Here is a 21,576-nt window from a genome sequence, read left to right on the forward strand (position 1 = left end):
TCCATCATCTTTGTATAAGTAATATTTTCACTAAAATGTCAGGCTCTATGGATGACCAGCCATGATTAAGGCAATACTTATCTTTGACAAGTTCATAAGGAAAATTTAAATCTAATCGTTTCATCTATTTTAGGTGATAAGTGAATTCAGATATAGAAATCATTTCATATTGTTTTTTTATCAATTGCTTTATTCAACATTATAAATGTCATCGATATTCATTTTCATATCTCATAATATTTTGGTTTAATATTGTCAGTTATTTATGTGGCACTACGCGTACAGTACTAGTCAAAGACTACAAAATGAGGCATTGCCATAGAAAACGTGTATAAAAAACTGCCAACAAAGTCGGAGACTTTCTCGACAGCCTGAACAGCACTTGAATCTTACAATTTAAGTACTGTCTCATTATTTACTATTCTATTGTCCGTGATAAATATTAAATTCTAAAGGTTTTACTTCATTTTCTAACCATTCTTTATAAATAGACTGTTTGTCAACGCCGTTATTAACGATTGTGATACCGCAATCACCGCCGCCTGCGCCAGATGTTTTAGCAGCACCACCATATTTTTCAGCTACAGAACACAATACTTTCAAATGTGAAGTTTCTATATCTATCGTCGCTTCTTTATCCATAGACTGAATAATTTCACGGTTGATACGAATCATCTGTTGCACACCTTTAATGTGATTCGTTTTAAATGCATGTATTAATTTTTCCACACAAGCGTGAGAACGTTCTAAAAATTTCCCATAAAAAGTAGGATCTGATTTTAAACGCTTTACTTCACTAACTAAATGATGTGATGAAGCAGGCGATCCTGTCCACCCTATTAACACTTGCATATTTTCTGGTGGTTGCAAGGGTTCGATGTGCAATCCAGGCCAGTTTTTATTCAATACTTCATTGACTGAAGTATCTTCAATTTGTTGAGAAACCCATTCATGATCAAACGTACTATAAGCAAGCCAACCTGTGTATACACTTACGGCAATGTCCCCACATGAACTTAAACTTTGTAGTTTCATATTGGCGATAACTGCGAGTTTATAAATATAAAGGTTCGATAAATGCGTTTCATAAAACTCATTTAAAGCTTTTACAACTGACACAAGCACTGCTGCACTCGATCCTAAACCATATTTATGGCCGTTAGCGTCATCTAAATTACTGTCTATAGTTAAGTTAAAATGTTTTAAATTGATACGGTTGCTGCTAACAAATTGTTCAAAAACTTCTATAGCTGTGATGACATATTTCAACTGTTTAGCTGCATGTAAATCAGATACTACAATCTTATCTTCTTCTCTTTGAAAAGTGACCGGTTCATGATGTAAAGTTTTAGAATGTATCGTGCCCTCTGCCGCATTAGAATCTTCAATTGTAGCTGTTACAAATCGATTTACAGCAATCAAAACAGATTTATATCCAGGTTCTGTAACGGCGTATTCACCTGCAATATAGAGTTTACCTGGAGCTTTTACTCGAATCATGTTATCTCTTCCTTACTCAATAATTTCAACGTTTGTGCGTGTAATGTCACTCGCGATAATTTGATGATCCTCAAACGATTTCTGTAGTGCATCAATCACTGCTTGTTGATTTTTCTTCTCTACTAAAATTTTAACATTAGGCCCTGCATCCATCGTAAAGTAGCATGGATAACCAGCTTCACGACATTGGTGCACGATGTCCATTACTAAGTAACTGTCTTCAACCATATATGTAAATGGTGGTTGTGCACCTAAATTTGTAGCATGCATTCTTAAACCATTTGCTTCAATAACCTCACCTAAATATTTAAAATCCTTGTCTTTAATCGCATGCTTAACTGACGCTATATCCTCATCTACGTGGTCTAACCAATATTGGTAAAAACGAGAAGTATCACGTGTATGTGACATACCGGCACGACTGGATACTTTTTTAGTTTTATTATTTATCACTACAAAAATCATGGCTAACTCATCTTCCCAATGGTCTGCATCAATAGGAAAACTGTATGATGTTGCATCATCATAACCTTTTTCCCATTCTACAAAACCACCATAAATACTCCTAGAAGCCGATCCTGAACCCCTTCTAGCAAGTCTAGATAGTTCTTTACCCGTTAATTTAAGATTTAAAGCTTCATTACAAGCTGCTGCTAACGCGGCATAAGCACTTGCTGATGATGCTAATCCTGCAGCTGTTGGTACGAAATTGTCACTTTCAATATATGCATACATAGACGTACCTGCTATATTTCTAACAACATCCATAAATCGACGTATTTTAGCCGCTTCCGAATCATCTACTGTCTGCCCATTTAAAACAAGCACATCTCTGATATATTCTTCAGAAAATGTCACTTTAGTTTCTGTATAAAAACGATCTAATGTTACCGACAAACTATTATTCATCGGAATAATATACGCTTCATCAGCCTTGCCCCAATATTTAATCAATGCAATATTTGTATGTGCACGTGCTTTGCCACTACTAACCAACGTTCCTAACCTCCTAAATATTCAATCCATGTATGATGCGCGCCTAAGCTTTGCGCGCTTTGAGCAATTTTTTCAGCTACGTCTATAGTCGAAGCAAGGACAATCATACTACCGCCTCTGCCTCCACCAGTTAACTTACCAGCGATAGCACCCTGTGCTTTGCTTATTGTTAACAACTGCTCAATTTTTTCATGACTTACTGTGAGCGTGCGTAAATTTTCTTGGCACAAATCAAACACAGAAGCGAGTTGTTCAAAGTTATGATGTTCTATAGAGTCACGTGCTTCATGGACCAGTTTACCGATATGTTCTACATAGCTAAGGTATGAACTATCTGCTTTGCATAAATGATGTACGTCTTCTACTGCTTGTTTTGTCGATCCTCGTATACCAGTGTCTATGACAACCATATAACCATTTAAATCTAATGGTTTTAACGTTGTGACTACGCCATTTTGAAACCAAACGGGCTTATTAGATACAATCGTTTGTGTATCTATGCCACTTGGTTTACCGTGCGCAATGCGCTCTGCCCAATTCGCTTCTTCAATCAACATTTCATCCGATAAGGGTTTGTTTAAATAATCAAAGCTCGCACGTACAAATGCTACAGCCATTGCAGCACTAGAACCTAATCCCCTTGATGGCGGTAAGTTTGTATCAATTGAAACTTTTATTGGTGTTTGAATATGATATTCATTTATAAATCGTGTTATCACTGATTTTAAGTGTTCAGGTGCATAAGTTAATTCACCATCATAAACTTCACTTTTAATATAAGAAGATTCATTAACATTTAAGGATTCTATTAAAGCTCTTACTCTTCCAGTAGTAAATGGAATCGCAATTGCAGGCTCTCCAAACGTCACCGCGTGTTCTCCTATTAAAATCACCTTACCATTTGCTTCCCCATAACCTTGTTGTGCCATATTTTCAATCACCTTTAGTATTTTCTTTAAATTTAAATAGTATATGCCTTACACTGCGATTGCCTTTTATTAATTACTTTTTATTGATAGCCATATAACATTTCCCAGGAAATGCTCCACTTAATCGCATTTTCGCTATAGTGTTCATATCTTCTCATTTTTAATCAAGAAAAAATTACGTGCATCTTATTTACACAACTTAATCAAATTTCACACAAATCAAACTATATTATCTCATAATTTTCATATATTAACATACGACTCGAGTCATAGTTTTAATTTTTTTACTCAAATTGGGTAAAATAAGTTATAAATAGTTAATACCTGCTACTAATTGTAATCAATACTTATCTAGTATAAAACGCTCTGGCTTATTATTCAAAAACTTCACTTTATCTTACCCAATTTATTTTCAATTTTTCAACGTATACTTTCACTATATTACTTATTTCATTACTATAATTCAACAAATATAACAATCTCTTTAATTATTTAACGTATTAAAAAAGCCAGAAACGATACATTTAATGTTGTATCATTTCTAGCCTTCATTTTAACTAGTCCATTTTTTGATTAACTTTAGCATTTCGTTCAATCATTTTTTCAAAATATCCTTCATAACGTTCCCACTCATCATTAGTAATATCGTCCATTGTTAAATTGGCACCTAAATCTTTAAGCGCGTATAATAATTGGAACATAACATCTTGAACTGTTAGCTGTTTATCTAATAGTTGCTCTAACGATGCCATACATTGAGGATTAATATTTGGATATTCAAATTTTGTTTGTTCACCTTTTAAAGCTCGCTCATAAAAAGCTTTCATTAAAGCAGCGCGTTCACTGCCATCTCCTTCAACACAAAGGTATACTTGAACAGCAATACCTCCACGCACACGTCTTTGTGAAATCCCCGCAAATTTTTGCCCATTAATACTCAAGTCGAATTTTCCTGGGCAATAAGATTGTTCAATCTCATAAGTCTCAATTTCAACATTTTCATCTTCAAACATTTTGGCTACTAATAAATACATCACTGAAAATGCTTCATCAATCGTAATGTCATGTTTGCCTTTAAAAATAAGAGAAATATTGAGTACGCCTTGGTCCAATACTACGCCAAGACCACCTGAGTTTCTCACAATTGCATTATAACCTCGTTCTTCTGTCAAATAGCGAATGCCATCTTGTAAATACGGTAACCTAGAATCATGTATACCTAAAATAATAGTATGTTGATGTATCCAAGTACGTACAATGCTACTTGACAAATCTTTACCAACACTTTCCGATAACGTATCATCAAAAGCAAATGATTGCATTGGCGCTAAACCAGAAGAATGATCAACATAACGCCAGGTGGTACTGTTAAAATATTTGCTAGCTAAATCCATTATTGTAAAGCTTGTGCAGCAGTGATGATTGATAAATTATACACGTCTTCAATTGAACAACCACGTGATAAATCATTCACTGGTGAATTAAGACCTTGTAATACAGGGCCTACCGCATCATAACCACCTAGACGTTGTGCAATTTTATAGCCAATGTTGCCAGCCTCTAAACTTGGGAAGATAAATACGTTAGCATCTCCTTGAATTTTTGTATCTGGCGCTTTTTTCTTAGCTACTTCTGGTACAATTGCAGCATCAAATTGGAATTCCCCATCAACAATAACATCTTCAAGTTGATCAGCTTCAACTTTCTCTTGAGCCAATTTTACAGCGTTTGAAACTTTTTCAACATCGTCAGATTTCGCAGAACCTTTCGTTGAAAAACTTAACATTGCTACACGAGGTGACATACCGAAACTTTGGGCAGATTTTGCGCTTTCTACTGCAATTTCAGCTAAATCTTGCGCTTCTAATGTAGGGTTGATTGCACAATCACCAAAGATGTATTGTGCTTCGTCTTTAATCATAAAGAAAATACCTGATGTTTTGGATACGCCTGGTTTTGTTTTAATGATTTGTAGTGCAGGACGTACCGTATCACCAGTTGAATGTGCAGCACCACTAACAAGACCTTCAGCTTTGCCTGTATACACAAGCATCGTGCCGAAATAATTGACATTTTTTAACATTTCTTGAGCTTGTTCTTCAGTCGCTTTACCTTTACGGCGTTCAACAAAAGCTGTAACTAACTCTTGTTTTAATTCGCTTGTTTCAGGGTTAATAATCTCTAAGTTTGAAATATCTAAACCGTTATCTTCAGCTAATGCATTAATATTTGCTTCATTACCCAATAGTACTGGTGTGACATAATCAGTACTTTGTAATTGTGTCGCCGCTGTTAATACACGTTCATCTTCTCCCTCAGGTAAAACGATTTTCACATTTTTTCCTGACAGTTTTTCTTGTAATACATCTAATAAAGACATAGGGGCCTCCTCTAATTTTTAATACTTTTATTTTTCCAATACTATTATACGTCATTTTTTTATATAATTCCATGTCACCAATTTGTAATCATTTACTTATGTTTTACAGTTACCTTTATGATAGAATTTTTAGTGGAGATATAGAAATTTTTCATAAAGGAGCGATTCAATATGCCACAAGCACCAGAAACTTTAGATGGTTGGTATAGTTTACATTTATTATATGCTATCGATTGGGCTAGTTTACGTTTAGTTCCAGAAGAAGAACGACAAACGTTAGTTGAAGAGTTACAAGCCTTTTTAGATAAACATGAAGAAGCACGTACGAATCATGCAGGAGATCATGCGTTTTATAATATTACTGGTCAAAAAGCAGATATTCTTTTATGGGCTTTACGTCCTGAACTAAAAAATCTTAATGCTTTTGAAAATGAATTTAATAAATTGAAAATCACTGACTTTTTAATCCCAACGTATTCATACGTTTCTATTATTGAATTAGGTAATTATTTAGCTGGTAAATCTGATGAAGATCCATACGAAAATCCTCACATTAAACCGAGATTGTTCCCAGAATTACCACAAACTGAGTATATTTGTTTCTATCCTATGGATAAACGTCGTAACGAAACATATAACTGGTATATGCTACCATTAGAAGAACGTCAAGCGCTAATGTATAACCATGGTAAAATTGGTCGCCAATATGCTGGTAAAATCAAACAATTTATCACAGGTTCTATGGGGTTTGATGATTTTGAATGGGGTGTTACGCTATTTGCTGATGACCCACTTCAATTCAAAAAAATTGTTTCTGAAATGAGATTTGATGAAACAACAGCACGTTATGGTGACTTTGGCAGTTTCTACGTAGGTACCATCATAACTAAGCATAGTCTACCGACGCTTTTTGAGGTGTAAGATAGAGATAATTGCAGATTAAGTGAAGCATAGGTCAGAACCCTAACTTTTTCTACATTTGTATATTAATCCATTCATAAAAGATTCAGAGGCATTTTACGTGCCACTGAATCTTTTTTTATACTTTTCTTTCATTTCCTAATTCTCTTCTTCTTGGTTGGCATACTCCGACATGCATAACTCTCTCTAACCCCCTACTTCGTAGGAAGAAAACAACTAAAAGGCACACTTGAAGTTAAACAAGTGTGCCTGTCTGAATGTAGTGTGTTTGGGAGAACTTTAATCACTACTTAATTTAAGGGTTAACTGCTAAATATTGTCGCTACTCAATATTTTTTGTAACAGTCAACTAATACTATTTTAACCTATTTGAAACATTTGAAACATAATTGAATTGCTAAAATTGTATAAAATTCAATTTTTTAAAATTTAAGCAGTGTTTTTTTACCAACATATCAACTGAATAAAGTGTTACAATAAACCATATTAACTTACTAACTTATAGTGCTATGACATAGAATATACGCATAGTTTAGTTAAATAAAGTATAATTGGTGATTAAATGACAATAAATAATCAATACTCGGAAAGTTATGATGAAAGAATGGCAAAAGATGTCATTATCTTAGCCGGAAGAATTTTGCTTGAATCTGGCGCAGAAGGCTCCCGCGTTGAAGATACAATGACACGCATTGCCTTTACTTTAGGTTACACGGAAAGCAATAGTTTCGTTACGAATACGGTTATTAACTTTATGTTACATAACGAATCTTATCCAAGAATATATAGGATTAGAACAAGAGACACCAATCTCCATCGTATATCAAGAACCAATCGTGTTTCGAGACAACTTTCTGATGGTGCCTTATCAGTTGAAGACGCGTTCCAAGAGTTACAAAAAATTTATAATGAACAAAGTATTAAACATGATTTATTTTTCAAATTTATTGCAGCTGCTATTATCTCTATTAGCTTTCTATATTTACAAGGAGGCTACTTAATCGATATATTTACAGCGCTCATTGCAGGAGCCTTTGGTTATCTTGTCGTAGAAATTCTAAGCAGACACTTACATGCCAAATTCATCCCAGAATTTATGGGTGCGCTCGTCATCGGTACAGTGGCAGTGCTTGGAAGTTCTATCATACAAGGTGGCTCTATTTCAGCGATTATTATTTCATCAGTCATGCCGATTGTACCTGGTGTTTTAATCACTAATGCTATTCAAGATTTATTTAGTGGCCATATGTTAATGTTTACAACGAAATCATTAGAAGCATTGGTAACAGCTTTTGGTATTGGCGCTGGTGTAGGTACAGTACTTATTATTTCTTAGGAGCAATGTCTATGTTTTGGATTTTAAATTTAATATTTAGTTATACCGCTTCATTATTCTTCGGTATTATATTTGATGTTCCAAAATATTTATATAATGCTGTTGGAATTGTTGGTGCATGTGGCTGGATGGTCTATACGTTAGTTTATGATGGTTTTCAACTTCATACCATTTATTCAAGTTTCTTCGGAAGCCTAGCATTGGGCTTATTGAGTCATGTGATGGCTCGCTTAAAAAAAGAACCAGTTATTTTATTTATGGTGCCTGGCATTATACCATTGGTTCCCGGAGGATCAGCCTTTGATGCGACCAAAAATCTTATTTTATTAGAATTTAGTAAAGCGATTAATACTATGTTAGAAGTAACGCTTATTGCAGGGGCAATTGCTTTAGGTTTGTTATTCGCCGATCAAATTTCTAAACTGATTGTTTCTGGTACAAAATTCAGTAAAAAACATATATAATTATCAAATTAATAAACATCTGAGCGTCAATTTAAGAGGCACAGATGTTTATTAATTCGATGTATTATATTTCCATTTTAAAAAACTAGCAAAAATAAAGCGCACCATTAATGCAATGGTTGATACTAAGAGACCTGCATGATAACCAATTATCGCTTGTTCCGATTGCATTGAAATACGATTGGTCACTGTAGCTACAACTATTGCAACGAAGGCTGTACCGAATCCAGACCCTATGTTTTCAATCATATTTATACTCACACCTGCTGCTGGTAACTACTTATTTTTCAAATCATAATAAGTACTTGTCGTTAACGTTAGCGTCGCCTCTCCGACCGCTCATCCTCTTACGAACAATATTAATCCAAGTCAAATTATCGACGTATCACCATTAATAAATATAAACGGAATCGAAACTAATAATGAGAGTAGCGAAGCAACCATTACCACTAATTTTGCCCCGAATTGATCTGTAAAACATTCAATGAGCGGGCGTGTAACTAACATATATATTAACTTAGAATGGCTCCTTATTTATTAAAACAAATACATCATCAATATAGTATAATTCCAAATATTAATCCCAATATGACAACTCCCCATGAAGGGCATTTATAATACATAAGTAAGATGAATAACACACTTGCTAACGCAAAGTCTAATTCTGTATTAATTGTCGATTTCCAAATCGGATTGTAAAAAGCTGCAATTAATATACCGACTACACCAGCGCTAATCCCTTTTAAAAACGCGTTTACATAGACATTGGATTTGATACTATCCCAAAAAGGTAATACGCCATATAACAATAAAAATGCTGGTAAAAAAATAGCAAATGTCGCTAATACCCCCCCTACTATGCCTTCTATTGAAGTGCCAATATAAGTAGCAAATGTAAATAATGGACCCGGAACACCTTGTGCTGCCGCATAACCAGTTATAAATTGTTCAGAAGAAATAAGGTTTTGTGGTACAAACTCACTTTCTAACAATGGTAAAACGACATGTCCGCCCCCAAAAACCAATGCGCCAGAACGAAAGAAACTATCCATCATTTGAACCCATACATTAGTGGTTATAGAACTTAAAATAGGTAAAGTAATAAGTAACGAAAAAAACAATAAAAGTGATATCACACCTATGCTTTTAGGAACCAAAAACAGCTTATCTCTTTTCCCTACATTACTGTCATCTTTACTTTTTAAGAAAAATGCGCCGTATAATCCTGTGAAAATCAACGCAATAACTTGAATGTATACACTATGGATGAGCAACGTAAGCAGTAAGACAAATAATGCTAACGTGATGGTTGTTTTAGTATTCGTTAATTTCTTCCCCATGCCAATAATAGCTTGAGCCACAATAGCGACAGCAACCAATTTCAAACCTTGAATCCATGAAAAAGTAGTTTGACTATTTGTAAAAACAAGCACAAATACCATTAACATAACTGCAGATGGGAGCGTAAACCCTATAAAAGAGATAAAACCGCCAATCATACCCCCTCTAATCGTCCCTATACCTATACCAACTTGACTGCTAGCTGGCCCCGGCAAAAACTGACATAACACGACTAGCTCAGAGTATTCTTGTTCATTTAACCATTGCTTCTTTTTAACATATTCATCATAAAAATATCCTAGATGGGCTGTTGGCCCACCAAAAGATATGAAACCAAGTTTAAAAGCCACAATAAAAATCTTGAAATAGTTAGACATTTTAAGTCTCCTTAAACTTCATTTATCAGCTCATTTAGTTTTTGCTTTGTTTCAGTTAAAAAAGTTTCTCCACTAACAGTAATAGTATAGTACTTTCGCTGTTTACCATTAATAGTTCTATGCTCGCTTTTCAACAAATCTTCTTCTTCCATTGTATGAAAAATTGGGTATAGCGTGCCTGGGCTCATATGATAACCATGCGCTTCTAATTCATTAATCATCCAAGAACCATAGATAGGAGCTTCTTTAGCATGATGCAATATATGAATATAGATAAAACCTAAAAATACTTTTCGTTTAATTTTATGTTCCAATTAATTACCCCTTTCATTAAAATCGGAATTCGATATCTGTTTTCGATTTTATATTATCTCTACTTTTTCGTCAATTTTAAACTCACAATAAAAAAAGCGCCTTTCCATATTCGTATATCTTGCGAATATGGAAAGGCGCTACTTTATTTTATATCATTTTAAAAATATTATCTTTAATAAGATATATGTTTCTTTCATAATTTACTTTTTAAGTTTGTCTAACTTTTTGATTCACTTGTTTTATTTTCATTAATAAGATCTACTACTTCATCTTCTGAACGGTTTAAGATAAGTTTACTTAATTTATCATTATCCATTTGTTTTAATTTTGGATAACGAACAATGAAAAAGATTAATCCTATAATTAACCAACTGAACAACGCGATATATGATGGCATTGATAAACCAGCTGGTGAACTTGGAATGAGTAGCAATAATAAGAAAATAAATGACACAAACGTACCTAAGATTGCTAATGTTTTATATACTGGCCCGTAAGTATTGCTTGTTTTATCATAACTAAATAATCGTGCGGCTGATAGACAAGTGATAAAGTATGCAATCGATACACCAGTAGATGACATATCAACAATCCATGTTAAAGCTGTGCGGCCTAACCACGGCGCTATTAATGTAATTGCAACTAAGAAAATAATAGCGACATAAGGTGTTTTATATTTACTGTGTAATTTACTAAATACTGACGGCATAATACCAGAACGTCCCATTGAGAACAATAGACGACTTGAACTCATTAAAAATCCATTTAATCCAGTGAAAATACCCATAATAATAGCAATCGATAAAATTGCTAGACCTATATAGCCAAATGCGCCACTTGTTACAGCGCCTGTTAACCACAGTTGGCCATTCAAACCATTCGCTGAGCTACTTAACCATCCTGTATACAGAATCATGAGTACATATGTGATTGCTGCGGCTAACAAACTATATACGATTAATTTAAATGTTTTGTTTGGAGAAAAATCAAATTCTTCTGCAGTTTGTGGGATATTATCAAATCCTACATAAGCCCATGGCGCTACAGCGACAATCATAATAATAGATGTCATCCACCCTTTTTCTTTATTCGCTAATGGTTGTAAATTTTCTAAAGAGAAGTTACTACCAAAGAAAGAACCGAAAAATAATATTAAGACTGTAATCACCAATGCTACACAGAAATAAAATTGTAGTGATCCTGAGATACTTGTACCTTTAATTGCAATAAACATAAATATAACTAATAATAATGATGCAATTAATATTTCCGTGATATAGACATCCCATCCTGCAATGGTATACAGTTTACCTGTTTCTAAAATATCAGGTAATAAGAATTTAATTAATAAACTAAATGCAGTTGCGTTTAAAGCTACTACACATATATAACCAAAAGTTAAAAACCATGATGAGAAAAAACTAACATATCTACCAAAACCTAAAAAGCTAAATGCGAAAGCGCCCCCTGAAACTGGAAAACGTTCAACGAGTGCTCCATAACTGACCGCAATTAAAATCATTAGTAAGGCGCCAATAACGATACCAATAGCAGCGGGAATAGGGCCAGATTGACCAATCCAATCACCAGGTAAAATAAATGCGCCCCAACCAATACATGAGCCATAAGCAATTGCCCATACAAATTTCTCAGATAAGTTTTGTTTTAAATCTCCTCTATCTACTTTCCTATCATTTTTTCCCATAAATAAAATTCACCTCATGGATTGTATTATACCCCTAAGATGAATTCTATAACAATTATAAATTTATATTTTAAATGTACCTATAACTAACATCAACCAACCTACGATAAATAAAACGCCGCCAATTGGTGTAATTGCGCCAAGTATACGAATTTGCGTTAGCGCTAAAATATAAAGTGAACCACTAAAAAATACAATACCTAAAAATAAAAGCCAACCTGCCCAATTTACATTGATTGATGTTGTACCGCTAATAACGCCGATCAATAATAAACCAAGACCATGATACATTTGATAAGTTGTTGCCTTTTCCCATACAGATAAATATTTGTCTGAAAGTTTCCCTTCCAAACCGTGCGCCCCAAAAGCACCAGTACCAACTGCCATTAAAGCATTTAAAGCACCTAAAATAATGAATATTTTCATCAAAATGGACCCTTCCTTCCTTTACTAAAAATCAAAAATTGAATCACCATTACCAATTTCATCATCGGTGACTAACTTATTGGTATTTAATGAATGCTTATTATGTGTATTTTGAGCTGAGGATTGAGACACCTTTCCTCCCATCGCTTTTATTTCTTCAGGTGAAATATCTTGTTTTTTGCCAGACGCATGTTGCGTTACATTTCGTGCTGATTGAAATGATGAAGACAGCGAATACGTGTTGTCTCTATAGTGTTGCTTACTATTTGAACTAGTCACTAACGACGTTAGTGTGTGTATCGCATAAATATGCTTTTCAAATTCTGCGTCGTTCTTAGCTTCATCTGCTTGAACTAATTCTTGTTCAATAAGTTGAACAATTTTATCTTTTTCCATTTATTTATGACCCGCTTTCACACCAATTTACTGGTTCAATACCATTTTTTTGTAAATATGAATTTGCTAAAGAGTATGGCTTTGAACCAAAGAAACCACGATATGCAGACAACGGACTCGGATGTGGTGATTTAATGATATGATGCTTAGAGGTGTCAATGAGTTTAACTTTTTGTTGAGCTGGCTTTCCCCATAAAATAAACACAACATTTTTCAAATTTTCCGAAACCATTTTAATGACTTCGTCCGTAAAAATTTCCCACCCGATATTTCTATGAGAATGAGCTTGTCCTTGTCGTACAGTTAAAACCGTATTTAATAATAAAACGCCTTCTCTAGCCCAATCTTGTAAATGTGGCGATTTACGAACACATCCTATATCGTCTTCAAGTTCTTTATACATATTTCTCAATGATGGTGGAAATTTAGCGTTGGGCTGTACAGAAAACGCTAAACCGTGTGCTTGGTTAGGCCCGTGATAAGGGTCTTGACCCAAAATAACAATTTTCACTTTTTCAAAAGGCGTAAGATCAAATGCTTGATATATATTTTCTCTATCCGGATATACTGTTTCTGTAGTATATTCATTTTCTAAAAAATGATGCATTTCGCTAAAATCATGTTCCGTAGTTATTTTTTGAAAAACATCAGACCATTCCATATAACACTTCACCTCGATTAATATAGTAACATAAAGCACTACTTTCTCGCTTGCGGGATTAGTAGTGCTTATGCATGAGCTTCTGCTCAGGCCTTCCTTTAAACACATTCTGTAAGCAAGTACAGTAAAATTTATGCATCATTTGTAAGAAACTATACTTAATTACTTCCTATTTTAATATGCAAATAGAATGTATGCAAAATAATGTAATAACTTACCCATAATGTTAATCCCAATACATTACAAACGTCGTTATTTAGAATAGTCGACAAACGTGATATGATATGATTAAAAGAAATTTTAGGAGTGAAAATTCATGGCATTGAAAAAAACATTAACCGTTGCAGGTTCAGACACAAGTGCTGGCGCAGGTATGCAAGCAGACTTAAAAACGTTCCAAGAGTTAGGAACTTACGGTATTGTTGCCTTAACATCTATTGTCACAATGGACAAAGAATCTTGGTCTCATGATGTTACACCGATACCGTTTGACGTATTTGAAAAACAATTAGAAACAGCAATTTCAATTGGTCCAGATGCTGTGAAAACAGGGATGCTAGGAACACAAGAAATAATCAAACGCGCAGGAGAAGCATATGTAGAATCAGGCGCTAATTACTTTGTAGTCGACCCAGTTATGGTATGTAAAGGCGAAAACGAAGTCTTAAATCCGGGGAATACTGATGCTATGATTGAATATTTATTGCCAAAAGCGACAGTGGTGACACCAAATTTATTTGAAGCGGGCCAACTAGCAAATTTAGGTACACTAAAATCAATTGAAGATATGAAGAAAGCTGCTGAAATTATTCATAACCAAGGTGCTAATCATGTAATCATTAAAGGCGGCAAAGCGTTAGATCAAGCCAAATCTTATGATTTATATTATGATGGTGAACATTTTTATCAATTAACTACGGATATGTTCCAACAAAGTTATAATCACGGCGCTGGTTGTACATTTGCTGCTGCCACTACAGCGTATTTAGCAAATGGTAAATCTCCAAAAGAAGCGGTCATTGCTGCTAAAGCATTTGTTGCTTCTGCAATTAAAAACGGATGGAAAATGAATGATTTCGTCGGACCAGTAGATCACGGCGCTTATAACCGTATTGAACATATAGACGTTGAAGTAACTGAAGTATAAGTTCTCACGATAAGTAAAAAAAGCTGAAGCATGGTTATAACTAACGATGCTTCAGCTTTTTTTATTGCTTCTTTCATCATACAGATTCAATCACAAATTTGTGAGAAGTGAGACTTTATATTTTTATTGTTCTCATTTACTGTCTACATCATCTTCATAGCTGAGACATTATGGATATTCCTGTCCCTATTCAAACCGTAATTATTTATACTCGTTTGTAATGTAGATAAATAATTTTTTTCTCATATTTAATTAATATATTCAAATGTTTCAGTCTCAAAACGAATCAGACTAATGTCTGATTTGAATTTGATACTACAGGCCCATGTTATTTTTTAGTATTTCTATTATTATAATAAGTGTAGAGAGACAAGGAGGTATGACATCATGATTATCTACAAACAGTCTTTTGAAAATGGTAACCCTATATATGAAATTATCACCAAGACTTTTAAAACGATTTCTGTTAAATGCGATGAAAATTTCAGCAAAAATGAATTATATAACTTACTCTCTCTACTTGAAGGTGATATCGATAACTTAGCATTAGGTTATTAATCACATTTCAATACATCGATGATTAAACAGAAATAGAAGCGCAAGCCCAAGACTAAAATTCAGAAGAAACAGAACAATGAACTCCCCTTTAGAAATATGAATCATGTATATGTAACTGTCCCATTATATATATATGAAGTAACACATCCCTTATAAACACTCACCCAGAAGCGGCACATAGTTAGGCAAAGATTGTCCCCTTTGCTTGCTTGGAGAGCAAACTCGAAGCTACCCTAACTATTGTGCCGCTTCACTTATACGTATAAAACTTTAAATTCTTCACATACCATTATTTCAGATTCATCAAAATTCAAACCTAATGACTGATAATAAGGTTCAAAAAATGCAATATGCGCTTTTTTCCAATAATTTAAGGATTTATCTCCCTCCCCTTCGAGATATGCATGACGTTCAGAAACTTCATTAAATGGCACTTGGTATATATGTGTAATTTCTATAATACATTGAGGTTCCCCAGCCTTATTTAGCACAATACTCACTTCTCCTACTTGAGGTAGTTTTTCGTTTTCAACTCTATATGAGCTATATCCACTTGTTGTAGCAGTTTTTTCACCTTTTCTAACTAACGTTGCTAATTTATCTTCATCTACGCCAAACGACCATGCTTCATATGTTTTATTTTGATATTCTGGAAATAATTCAATAAATCCTTCCCAATATTGTTCTATAGTCATGTTTTCTTCCCCTTTTATTATGTATGATTAATAATTTATTTAAAAATAACATAACAAAAAGTAGGACAAAAACCTAATTTTTAATGTAGACTTTTGTCCCTTTTATTCAAAATATTAAAAAAAATGATACGAACTATTTTATATCCACCCAAACATTTTTAATAACAAAAAGTGAGACATTTAATTTATTATGCCTCACTTTTTTCTTTCATTTATATCAGTTTATTTATGTTTATCGTTTGCCCACCACAATGCTTCATTAGGGTGATTAGTGTAATAGTCGTGCGCTTCATCACTTTGTACATTGGGATAAGAGCCTTTCAGCGATTTACCAGCTGTACTGACATGTAACAACGAAATGACAATAACGCCCACTACACTCATTGCTGCTAAGTAATAAGCTGGCGAAAGCGGGTCTCCTGTTTTTGCAACTAGTGAAGATGCTATTAACGGTGTGGTGCCACCAAACAGTGAAACTGACACATTAAATGTTACTGCTAACGTTCTATACCTAATATGTGTGTAGAACATAGTTGGTAATGAACCCGGCATCGTTCCTTCATACGTAGATAAGAAAAAGCCTAAAATGAATATACCTAACACAATTAAGATTAATGAACTTGATTGAAACAGTGAAAATGCCACAGTGCTGAAAATAGCTGTACCAATTAATCCAATCAAGAAAACTTTTTTCTCTCCAATTCGATCTGCAACCCTACCAAATGTTAAAGCTAATGGTATCATAAACGCCATAACAAGCGTTATAAGCACAGACACTGTTGTACTATCTAATTTAATAATCTGTTGTAAATAAGATGGCATATACGAAGTTACCATGTAATTCGTACAATTAAAGAATGCAACAGCTACGAAACACACAATAATATCTTTGTAATAATACCGTACAATGGTGAAGAGTCCAATATTATCACGCTTAGGTTGTGTTGCAATTTCATTTTCATATACAGGTGACTCTTCTAATTTTCTTCTTAAATAAAAACCAAATATACCTAAAAACAGTCCTAAAATAAATGGAATTCTCCAACCCCATGTTGTCATTTGTTCATCATTTAAAAAGAAAAATAGCAAGCCGCTTAAAACTGAAGCAGCGATATAACCAGATAGTGTACCGATTTCTAATCCTGAGCCAAGTGTATTTCTTGTTTTATCTGGTGAAGATTCTGCAACGTATACCATGGCACCTGCATACTCTCCGCCCGTAGAAAAACCTTGAAGTACCCTACCTAATAAAAGTAAAATGGGAGCCCAAACACCTATTTGATCATAAGTGGGTAATAAACCAATCAGCAATGTAGAAAATGCCATCATAATAATGGTTGTCGTCAAAACGACTTTCCTGCCAAATTTATCACCAATCATACCAAATATAATACCGCCTACAGGCCTTAATAAAAAAGCAATTGCAAATGTGGCAAATGTGAATATCGTTTTAAGTTGATCATTTTCGACTGAACTAAAAAAGTTTTGTCCTAAGATAACTGCTAAATAGGAATAAAGTCCAAAATCGAACCATTCCATAGCATTACCTATGCCAGTCGCAAAAACAGTTTTTTTAGCGGTCCTGGGATTTACTTTGTTTATATTACGTTCATCGAAATCCTTTTCATAATCCATGACTATGTCACTCCCTTAACATGTTAACTTATTATACTTAGTTAAGTGAGTATGTCAAATTGATTCATAGTTTTTTATTTTCAATTTTTAATTTTTATACAAAAATCGGAAACATCTTTTAAAATAATAAAATTTATTTTATCCTTAAATTTTTTATCATTTTCTATAATTAATAAACAGCGCCTAATTCATTCTTCAAAACAATAATCTTAACTTTATCGTTTTGATTTTTTATAACTAATTTGTTTTTATTTTCAAAGTCAAACTTAATAAATTCATATACCTCAACTACTTCAACATAATTCACTTTATAGGATGCCCAGTTGAGTTTGTTGTGCACCAATGCAATCTGAACAATCATTTGGCCGGGCGCAATATACTGATGTATAGGATTTACATCGTTAACAAGAGATAAATATGTCTCTATTTGTTTTGGTAATATCTCTATCATTTTATACCCTCTCCAAAAATGTTTGTTTAATATATATACATTTCACTCTATTTTTATTTATTTTCATTTCAAAAACATATTTGACAAATTGTCTTACCCTTTTCTGCTCAATCAATGATAATTGAACATCGTAAGTCATCTCAGTTTTCAAGGCATGTAAATATTCTATTTCTGTTGATTTCAATAACAGATTACGGGCAATAAATGGTTGGAACAATTCAAATTCAGGCCACAAACTTGCGCAATATAATGGCGATATGAAGGTTTCTAACTTTTGCTCAAATAATTGATTATAAGCAACGACGTCGCCTTTATGAAATACCATTTGTTTGTCTTCATGACCATCTTTCAAATAATGTTGCATTGCCCATACCTCCTCCAATGCCCATTGTAGCTATTGTTCTATATTTATGTTGCATATAAAATAACCTAGCAACAAGTGCAGCGCCACTTGCACCATAAGGGTGCCCAGTTGCAATCGCACCACCATAGATGTTTAACTTTTCATCTGAAATGTGCAATGCCTTTTGGCTCGCTAATACTTGGGAGGCAAATGCTTCATTCAATTCAACTGCATCAATATCTTTTACAGAAAATGCTTGTTTGGCTAACAAATTTTTTACAGCAGGCACGGGTCCTATGCCCAATACATTTGGGTCTACTCCGGTGCTTACATGATCAACAAATGCTAAACCAGTATATAATCCGTATGATTCAGCCACTGATTTTTCCATTACCAACAATAATACGGCGCCGTCGTTTTTCATACAACAATTACCAGCAGTGATAGTTCCATTTACTAATAATGGCTTTAAACGACTCAAGACGCGTTGATTTAACTGTGGTTTAATACTCTCATCATATTGAAATATGCCCCCCTTTATCTTAAATGGTAGTATTTCTTGGGGAATAAGGTTTTGATTATATGCTTCAATCGTTTTTTGATGACTTTGCCACGCAAAGGTATCTTGTTCAATTCGAGATATATCGTATTGTTCAGCTACATTTTCGGCCGCTTGTATCATAGAAGGATCTTGGGATTCTGGTGCGAATGGTGCTCTTTCGTAAAATTCCGGCAGATGTGTATCATAGAGAGATTGAGGGCGTTTGATTTTCCAAGGTGCTCTACTTGTACTTTCTACACCGCCCGCAATATATACTGTGCCAGCCCCTGCTTGAACCATTCTGCAAGCTTGATTCACTGCTTCTAACCCTGAACCACATTGGCGATCAATTATCATACCTGGTATTTGGTGCTTGAGTCCTGCTTCCAATAATGCTTTCCGAGCTATATTACCACCGTTTCCTACCACATTTCCTAATATAACATCATCGACATTGTCCATAATGCTGGTATAGTGTGTATTAAAATAGCTAAATAATGGTTTCAATAACCCTTCTGGCTCTATATGTCTCATTTTACCACCATATTTTCCAAATGCAGTACGTTTGGCTGCAACGATAACTGCTTCTTTCATTTACAATTCTCCCTTTAAATAATATTGTTTCATATGACTACGCGCAATTTTACCACTTTGCGTATACAACATGCGTTTAACTTTAAATATTTTAGAAGGAATTTGATATCGAGCTAAACGTTGCATCATTAATGATTTAAAGTACTTATAGGTCACTTCTTCATCCCCTGTATACAGTAATACAGCAATTTCTCCAAATTTTGAATGTGTTTCATTTATGACGATTACTTCATCAAATATATGTAATTGTTGTGCACTGTTTTCAATTTCAGAAGGATAAACATTGCGTCCACCAATAATCATACGGTCATGTTTTCTACCGCGTAAGTATAAATAGCCATTGTTATCATAAAAAGCGAAGTCACCTGTTTCAATCCAAGTATAGTAACATATCCCTTCTTCAACATAACCACTAAAAGCCAATTCACTTTGTATCTTTAATACACCTATGCCTAATTCATCGGGTTGATCAACATTCATTTTTACACTTTGGAATAATTTTCCAACTGATTCTGATGGTGCGCTATTATTAAAGTTATAACTTATAAAACTAGCTTCTGATGTCCCAAAGAATTCTATTAAATCACTATTAGGAAAAAATGTGTTAACCCGTTGACGATGATATAATGTCAGTTTATCTCCCGTACTCAAAATATAATGATTTCCTTTTATACATATTTGAGTTGAAAGACAAGCTTGTATCATCGTCGGAACTAGAAAACAAGCTATATTGTCTAGTCTCCCTTGTATATTTTTCATTATATTTTCAGCGTCAAAATATTGTTGCCCAATAAAAGCTCTTCCTGTATATAAAGCGTAAATACAAGCATATAATGATAACGAGTGTGATAAAGGCCCAGGTGCAATGATGGTACCAATTGCCCTTTCGAATAATTGCTCATTTTCAATAAATGACTTAACCCAAGATTTTTCTCCTCTATAATAGGCTTTTGGTATCCCAGTCGTTCCAGATGTAAAACCAATATGCAATAAGTCTTCATTAAAGTCCAATTTATCATTGTTGGCTTTAGTATGTATTAAGTGATGGTCTTCATACATCAAATAAGGGATTCCATATTTTTCTACTAAATTATTAATCTGTTCTTTCGTCCATCGATAATCAAAAACACACGGGACACAATCCCTTTTTAATAATGCTAAATATAAGGAAATTGTGGTTTGGGGGTTTTGAATAACCAATCCAACAAAGCTATGTTTGGGTATAGACCAAAATAATGTGCTTTTTATTTTCATGTCATTTTCTAATTCAGCATAAGTCATATGTTGTGCATTAAATGTCAGTGCTATGTGATGTGGTTGAGTTCTAGCTTGATTTTCCACTTTTTCTAAAATCTCCAACGTTATGACAACTCCCTTTGTTAACTTTTATACAAAATATATTAACATTTAATATATAAGATGCTATAACAAAAACACTTGGGTTTTAAATGACAAGTTTATCCCAAAAATTTAAAAGTTTCTCAAACTTTTTATCATTTATACCTTAAAAGTTTAAAAAATAGATAGAAAATGGGTAATAATCCCATTTTTTTCAAATAAAGAGAACAAATGAAATACCAATAAAAACAAGATAATTTGCTAAAGATACGTTGTGGTCCAATATGAACTATTGCCTTATTTATATGCTTTATTGATAAATGCTCTTTTATTTGAATTAGCTCATACAAAATAGGTAAGTTTCAGTAGTTTTATCTACTGAATTTAGCATACATATTCATTCTGTATAACAATTTTTTATCATTTTTGTTAAGAAAACTGCCTATTCATATAACAATGTAGTATCTAGGTTTGTTATATGGTTGCTTTTAATTTGTATATCTACACATTTAACCATTAGCGAAAAA

23 protein-coding genes are annotated in these 21,576 nt (G+C 33.7%); 5 read left to right on the forward strand and 18 right to left on the reverse strand.

Annotated elements, in window-relative coordinates; genetic code table 11:
• Positions 1-423 precede the first annotated feature (423 nt).
• The 5 genes from IEU88_RS08690 to pta form a co-directional block, all read right to left on the reverse strand.
• A complete protein-coding gene (locus IEU88_RS08690) occupies positions 424-1,500 on the reverse strand; it encodes a phosphomevalonate kinase (protein WP_103372758.1) in 1,077 nt (358 codons plus the stop codon).
• A gap of 12 nt (positions 1,501-1,512) precedes the next feature.
• Complete coding sequence (mvaD, locus tag IEU88_RS08695) at positions 1,513-2,496, reverse strand: diphosphomevalonate decarboxylase (protein WP_103372757.1); 984 nt, start codon at positions 2,494-2,496, stop codon at positions 1,513-1,515.
• A 5-nt stretch (positions 2,497-2,501) separates the two neighbouring features.
• Positions 2,502-3,425, reverse strand: a complete 924-nt coding sequence (mvk, locus tag IEU88_RS08700; RefSeq protein ID WP_103372756.1) for a mevalonate kinase — start codon at positions 3,423-3,425, stop codon at positions 2,502-2,504.
• Between the two features lie 557 nt (positions 3,426-3,982).
• Complete coding sequence (locus IEU88_RS08705) at positions 3,983-4,819, reverse strand: lipoate--protein ligase family protein (RefSeq protein ID WP_096810843.1); 837 nt, start codon at positions 4,817-4,819, stop codon at positions 3,983-3,985.
• Positions 4,819-5,805, reverse strand: a complete 987-nt coding sequence (gene pta, locus IEU88_RS08710) for a phosphate acetyltransferase (RefSeq protein WP_103372755.1) — start codon at positions 5,803-5,805, stop codon at positions 4,819-4,821. Before pta ends, IEU88_RS08705 begins: the two co-directional genes overlap by 1 nt.
• Before the next feature lie 171 nt (positions 5,806-5,976).
• Between pta and hemQ the strand changes: the two genes are divergently transcribed.
• The 3 genes from hemQ to IEU88_RS08725 all read left to right on the forward strand — a co-directional run bounded on the left by hemQ (position 5,977) and on the right by IEU88_RS08725 (position 8,526).
• Complete coding sequence (gene hemQ / locus IEU88_RS08715) at positions 5,977-6,726, forward strand: hydrogen peroxide-dependent heme synthase (protein WP_103372754.1); 750 nt, start codon at positions 5,977-5,979, stop codon at positions 6,724-6,726.
• Positions 6,727-7,294: 568 nt separating this feature from the next.
• Positions 7,295-8,062 carry a threonine/serine exporter family protein gene (locus tag IEU88_RS08720; protein ID WP_369967586.1) on the forward strand — a complete coding sequence of 256 codons (768 nt, stop codon included), beginning with the start codon at positions 7,295-7,297 and terminating at the stop codon, positions 8,060-8,062.
• An 11-nt stretch (positions 8,063-8,073) separates the two neighbouring features.
• Entirely contained in the window at positions 8,074-8,526 is a 453-nt protein-coding gene (locus IEU88_RS08725; protein ID WP_096810847.1) for a threonine/serine exporter family protein, read from the forward strand.
• Between the two features lie 51 nt (positions 8,527-8,577).
• Here the strand turns inward: IEU88_RS08725 and IEU88_RS08730 are convergent, their stop codons facing one another.
• The 7 genes from IEU88_RS08730 to IEU88_RS08760 form a co-directional block, all read right to left on the reverse strand.
• Positions 8,578-8,775, reverse strand: a complete 198-nt coding sequence (locus tag IEU88_RS08730; protein WP_103372752.1) for a hypothetical protein — start codon at positions 8,773-8,775, stop codon at positions 8,578-8,580.
• Positions 8,776-9,080: 305 nt separating this feature from the next.
• Positions 9,081-10,244, reverse strand: coding sequence for a chromate efflux transporter (gene chrA / locus IEU88_RS08735; protein ID WP_096810849.1), 1,164 nt, complete (start codon positions 10,242-10,244; stop codon positions 9,081-9,083).
• Between the two features lie 11 nt (positions 10,245-10,255).
• Positions 10,256-10,558 carry a PadR family transcriptional regulator gene (locus IEU88_RS08740; protein ID WP_103372751.1) on the reverse strand — a complete coding sequence of 101 codons (303 nt, stop codon included), beginning with the start codon at positions 10,556-10,558 and terminating at the stop codon, positions 10,256-10,258.
• 218 nt (positions 10,559-10,776) lie between these two features.
• A complete protein-coding gene (locus IEU88_RS08745; protein ID WP_096810851.1) occupies positions 10,777-12,264 on the reverse strand; it encodes an APC family permease in 1,488 nt (495 codons plus the stop codon).
• Between the two features lie 63 nt (positions 12,265-12,327).
• On the reverse strand, positions 12,328-12,690 hold the full coding sequence (locus IEU88_RS08750) for a DUF423 domain-containing protein (RefSeq protein ID WP_096810852.1): 363 nt from the start codon (positions 12,688-12,690) through the stop codon (positions 12,328-12,330).
• Positions 12,691-12,714: 24 nt separating this feature from the next.
• Complete coding sequence (locus IEU88_RS08755) at positions 12,715-13,086, reverse strand: DUF5327 family protein (RefSeq protein WP_096810853.1); 372 nt, start codon at positions 13,084-13,086, stop codon at positions 12,715-12,717.
• A 4-nt stretch (positions 13,087-13,090) separates the two neighbouring features.
• Positions 13,091-13,747, reverse strand: coding sequence for a uracil-DNA glycosylase (locus IEU88_RS08760; protein ID WP_096810854.1), 657 nt, complete (start codon positions 13,745-13,747; stop codon positions 13,091-13,093).
• Between the two features lie 316 nt (positions 13,748-14,063).
• On the opposite strand from IEU88_RS08760, the gene thiD reads away from it, so the two are divergent.
• Both thiD and vraX read left to right on the forward strand, forming a co-directional pair.
• Positions 14,064-14,894: a bifunctional hydroxymethylpyrimidine kinase/phosphomethylpyrimidine kinase gene (gene thiD, locus IEU88_RS08765; protein WP_103372750.1), complete on the forward strand. Its 831-nt coding sequence runs from the start codon at positions 14,064-14,066 to the stop codon at positions 14,892-14,894.
• Between the two features lie 387 nt (positions 14,895-15,281).
• The gene (gene vraX, locus IEU88_RS08770) at positions 15,282-15,452 is read left to right on the forward strand and encodes a C1q-binding complement inhibitor VraX (RefSeq protein ID WP_096810856.1); all 171 of its coding nucleotides are present in this window, start codon (positions 15,282-15,284) and stop codon (positions 15,450-15,452) included.
• Between the two features lie 254 nt (positions 15,453-15,706).
• On the opposite strand, the gene IEU88_RS08775 is transcribed toward vraX, so the two are convergent.
• The 6 genes from IEU88_RS08775 to IEU88_RS08800 form a co-directional block, all read right to left on the reverse strand.
• Positions 15,707-16,147, reverse strand: a complete 441-nt coding sequence (locus IEU88_RS08775; RefSeq protein ID WP_103372749.1) for an ASCH domain-containing protein — start codon at positions 16,145-16,147, stop codon at positions 15,707-15,709.
• A gap of 222 nt (positions 16,148-16,369) precedes the next feature.
• Positions 16,370-17,782 carry an MFS transporter gene (locus tag IEU88_RS08780; protein WP_096810858.1) on the reverse strand — a complete coding sequence of 471 codons (1,413 nt, stop codon included), beginning with the start codon at positions 17,780-17,782 and terminating at the stop codon, positions 16,370-16,372.
• Positions 17,783-17,951: 169 nt separating this feature from the next.
• Positions 17,952-18,233 (reverse strand): hypothetical protein, encoded by a 282-nt coding sequence (locus tag IEU88_RS08785; protein ID WP_096810859.1) that lies wholly within the window; start codon positions 18,231-18,233, stop codon positions 17,952-17,954.
• A gap of 1 nt (position 18,234) precedes the next feature.
• A complete protein-coding gene (locus IEU88_RS08790; protein ID WP_096810860.1) occupies positions 18,235-18,597 on the reverse strand; it encodes a VraC family protein in 363 nt (120 codons plus the stop codon).
• Complete coding sequence (locus tag IEU88_RS08795; RefSeq protein ID WP_103373394.1) at positions 18,569-19,711, reverse strand: thiolase family protein; 1,143 nt, start codon at positions 19,709-19,711, stop codon at positions 18,569-18,571. Before IEU88_RS08795 ends, IEU88_RS08790 begins: the two co-directional genes overlap by 29 nt.
• Positions 19,712-21,070, reverse strand: a complete 1,359-nt coding sequence (locus tag IEU88_RS08800; protein ID WP_103373393.1) for an AMP-binding protein — start codon at positions 21,068-21,070, stop codon at positions 19,712-19,714.
• Positions 21,071-21,576 lie beyond the last annotated feature (506 nt).

It is taken from the genome of Staphylococcus nepalensis, from assembly GCF_014635045.1.
Classification (GTDB): Bacteria; Bacillota; Bacilli; order Staphylococcales; family Staphylococcaceae; genus Staphylococcus; species Staphylococcus nepalensis.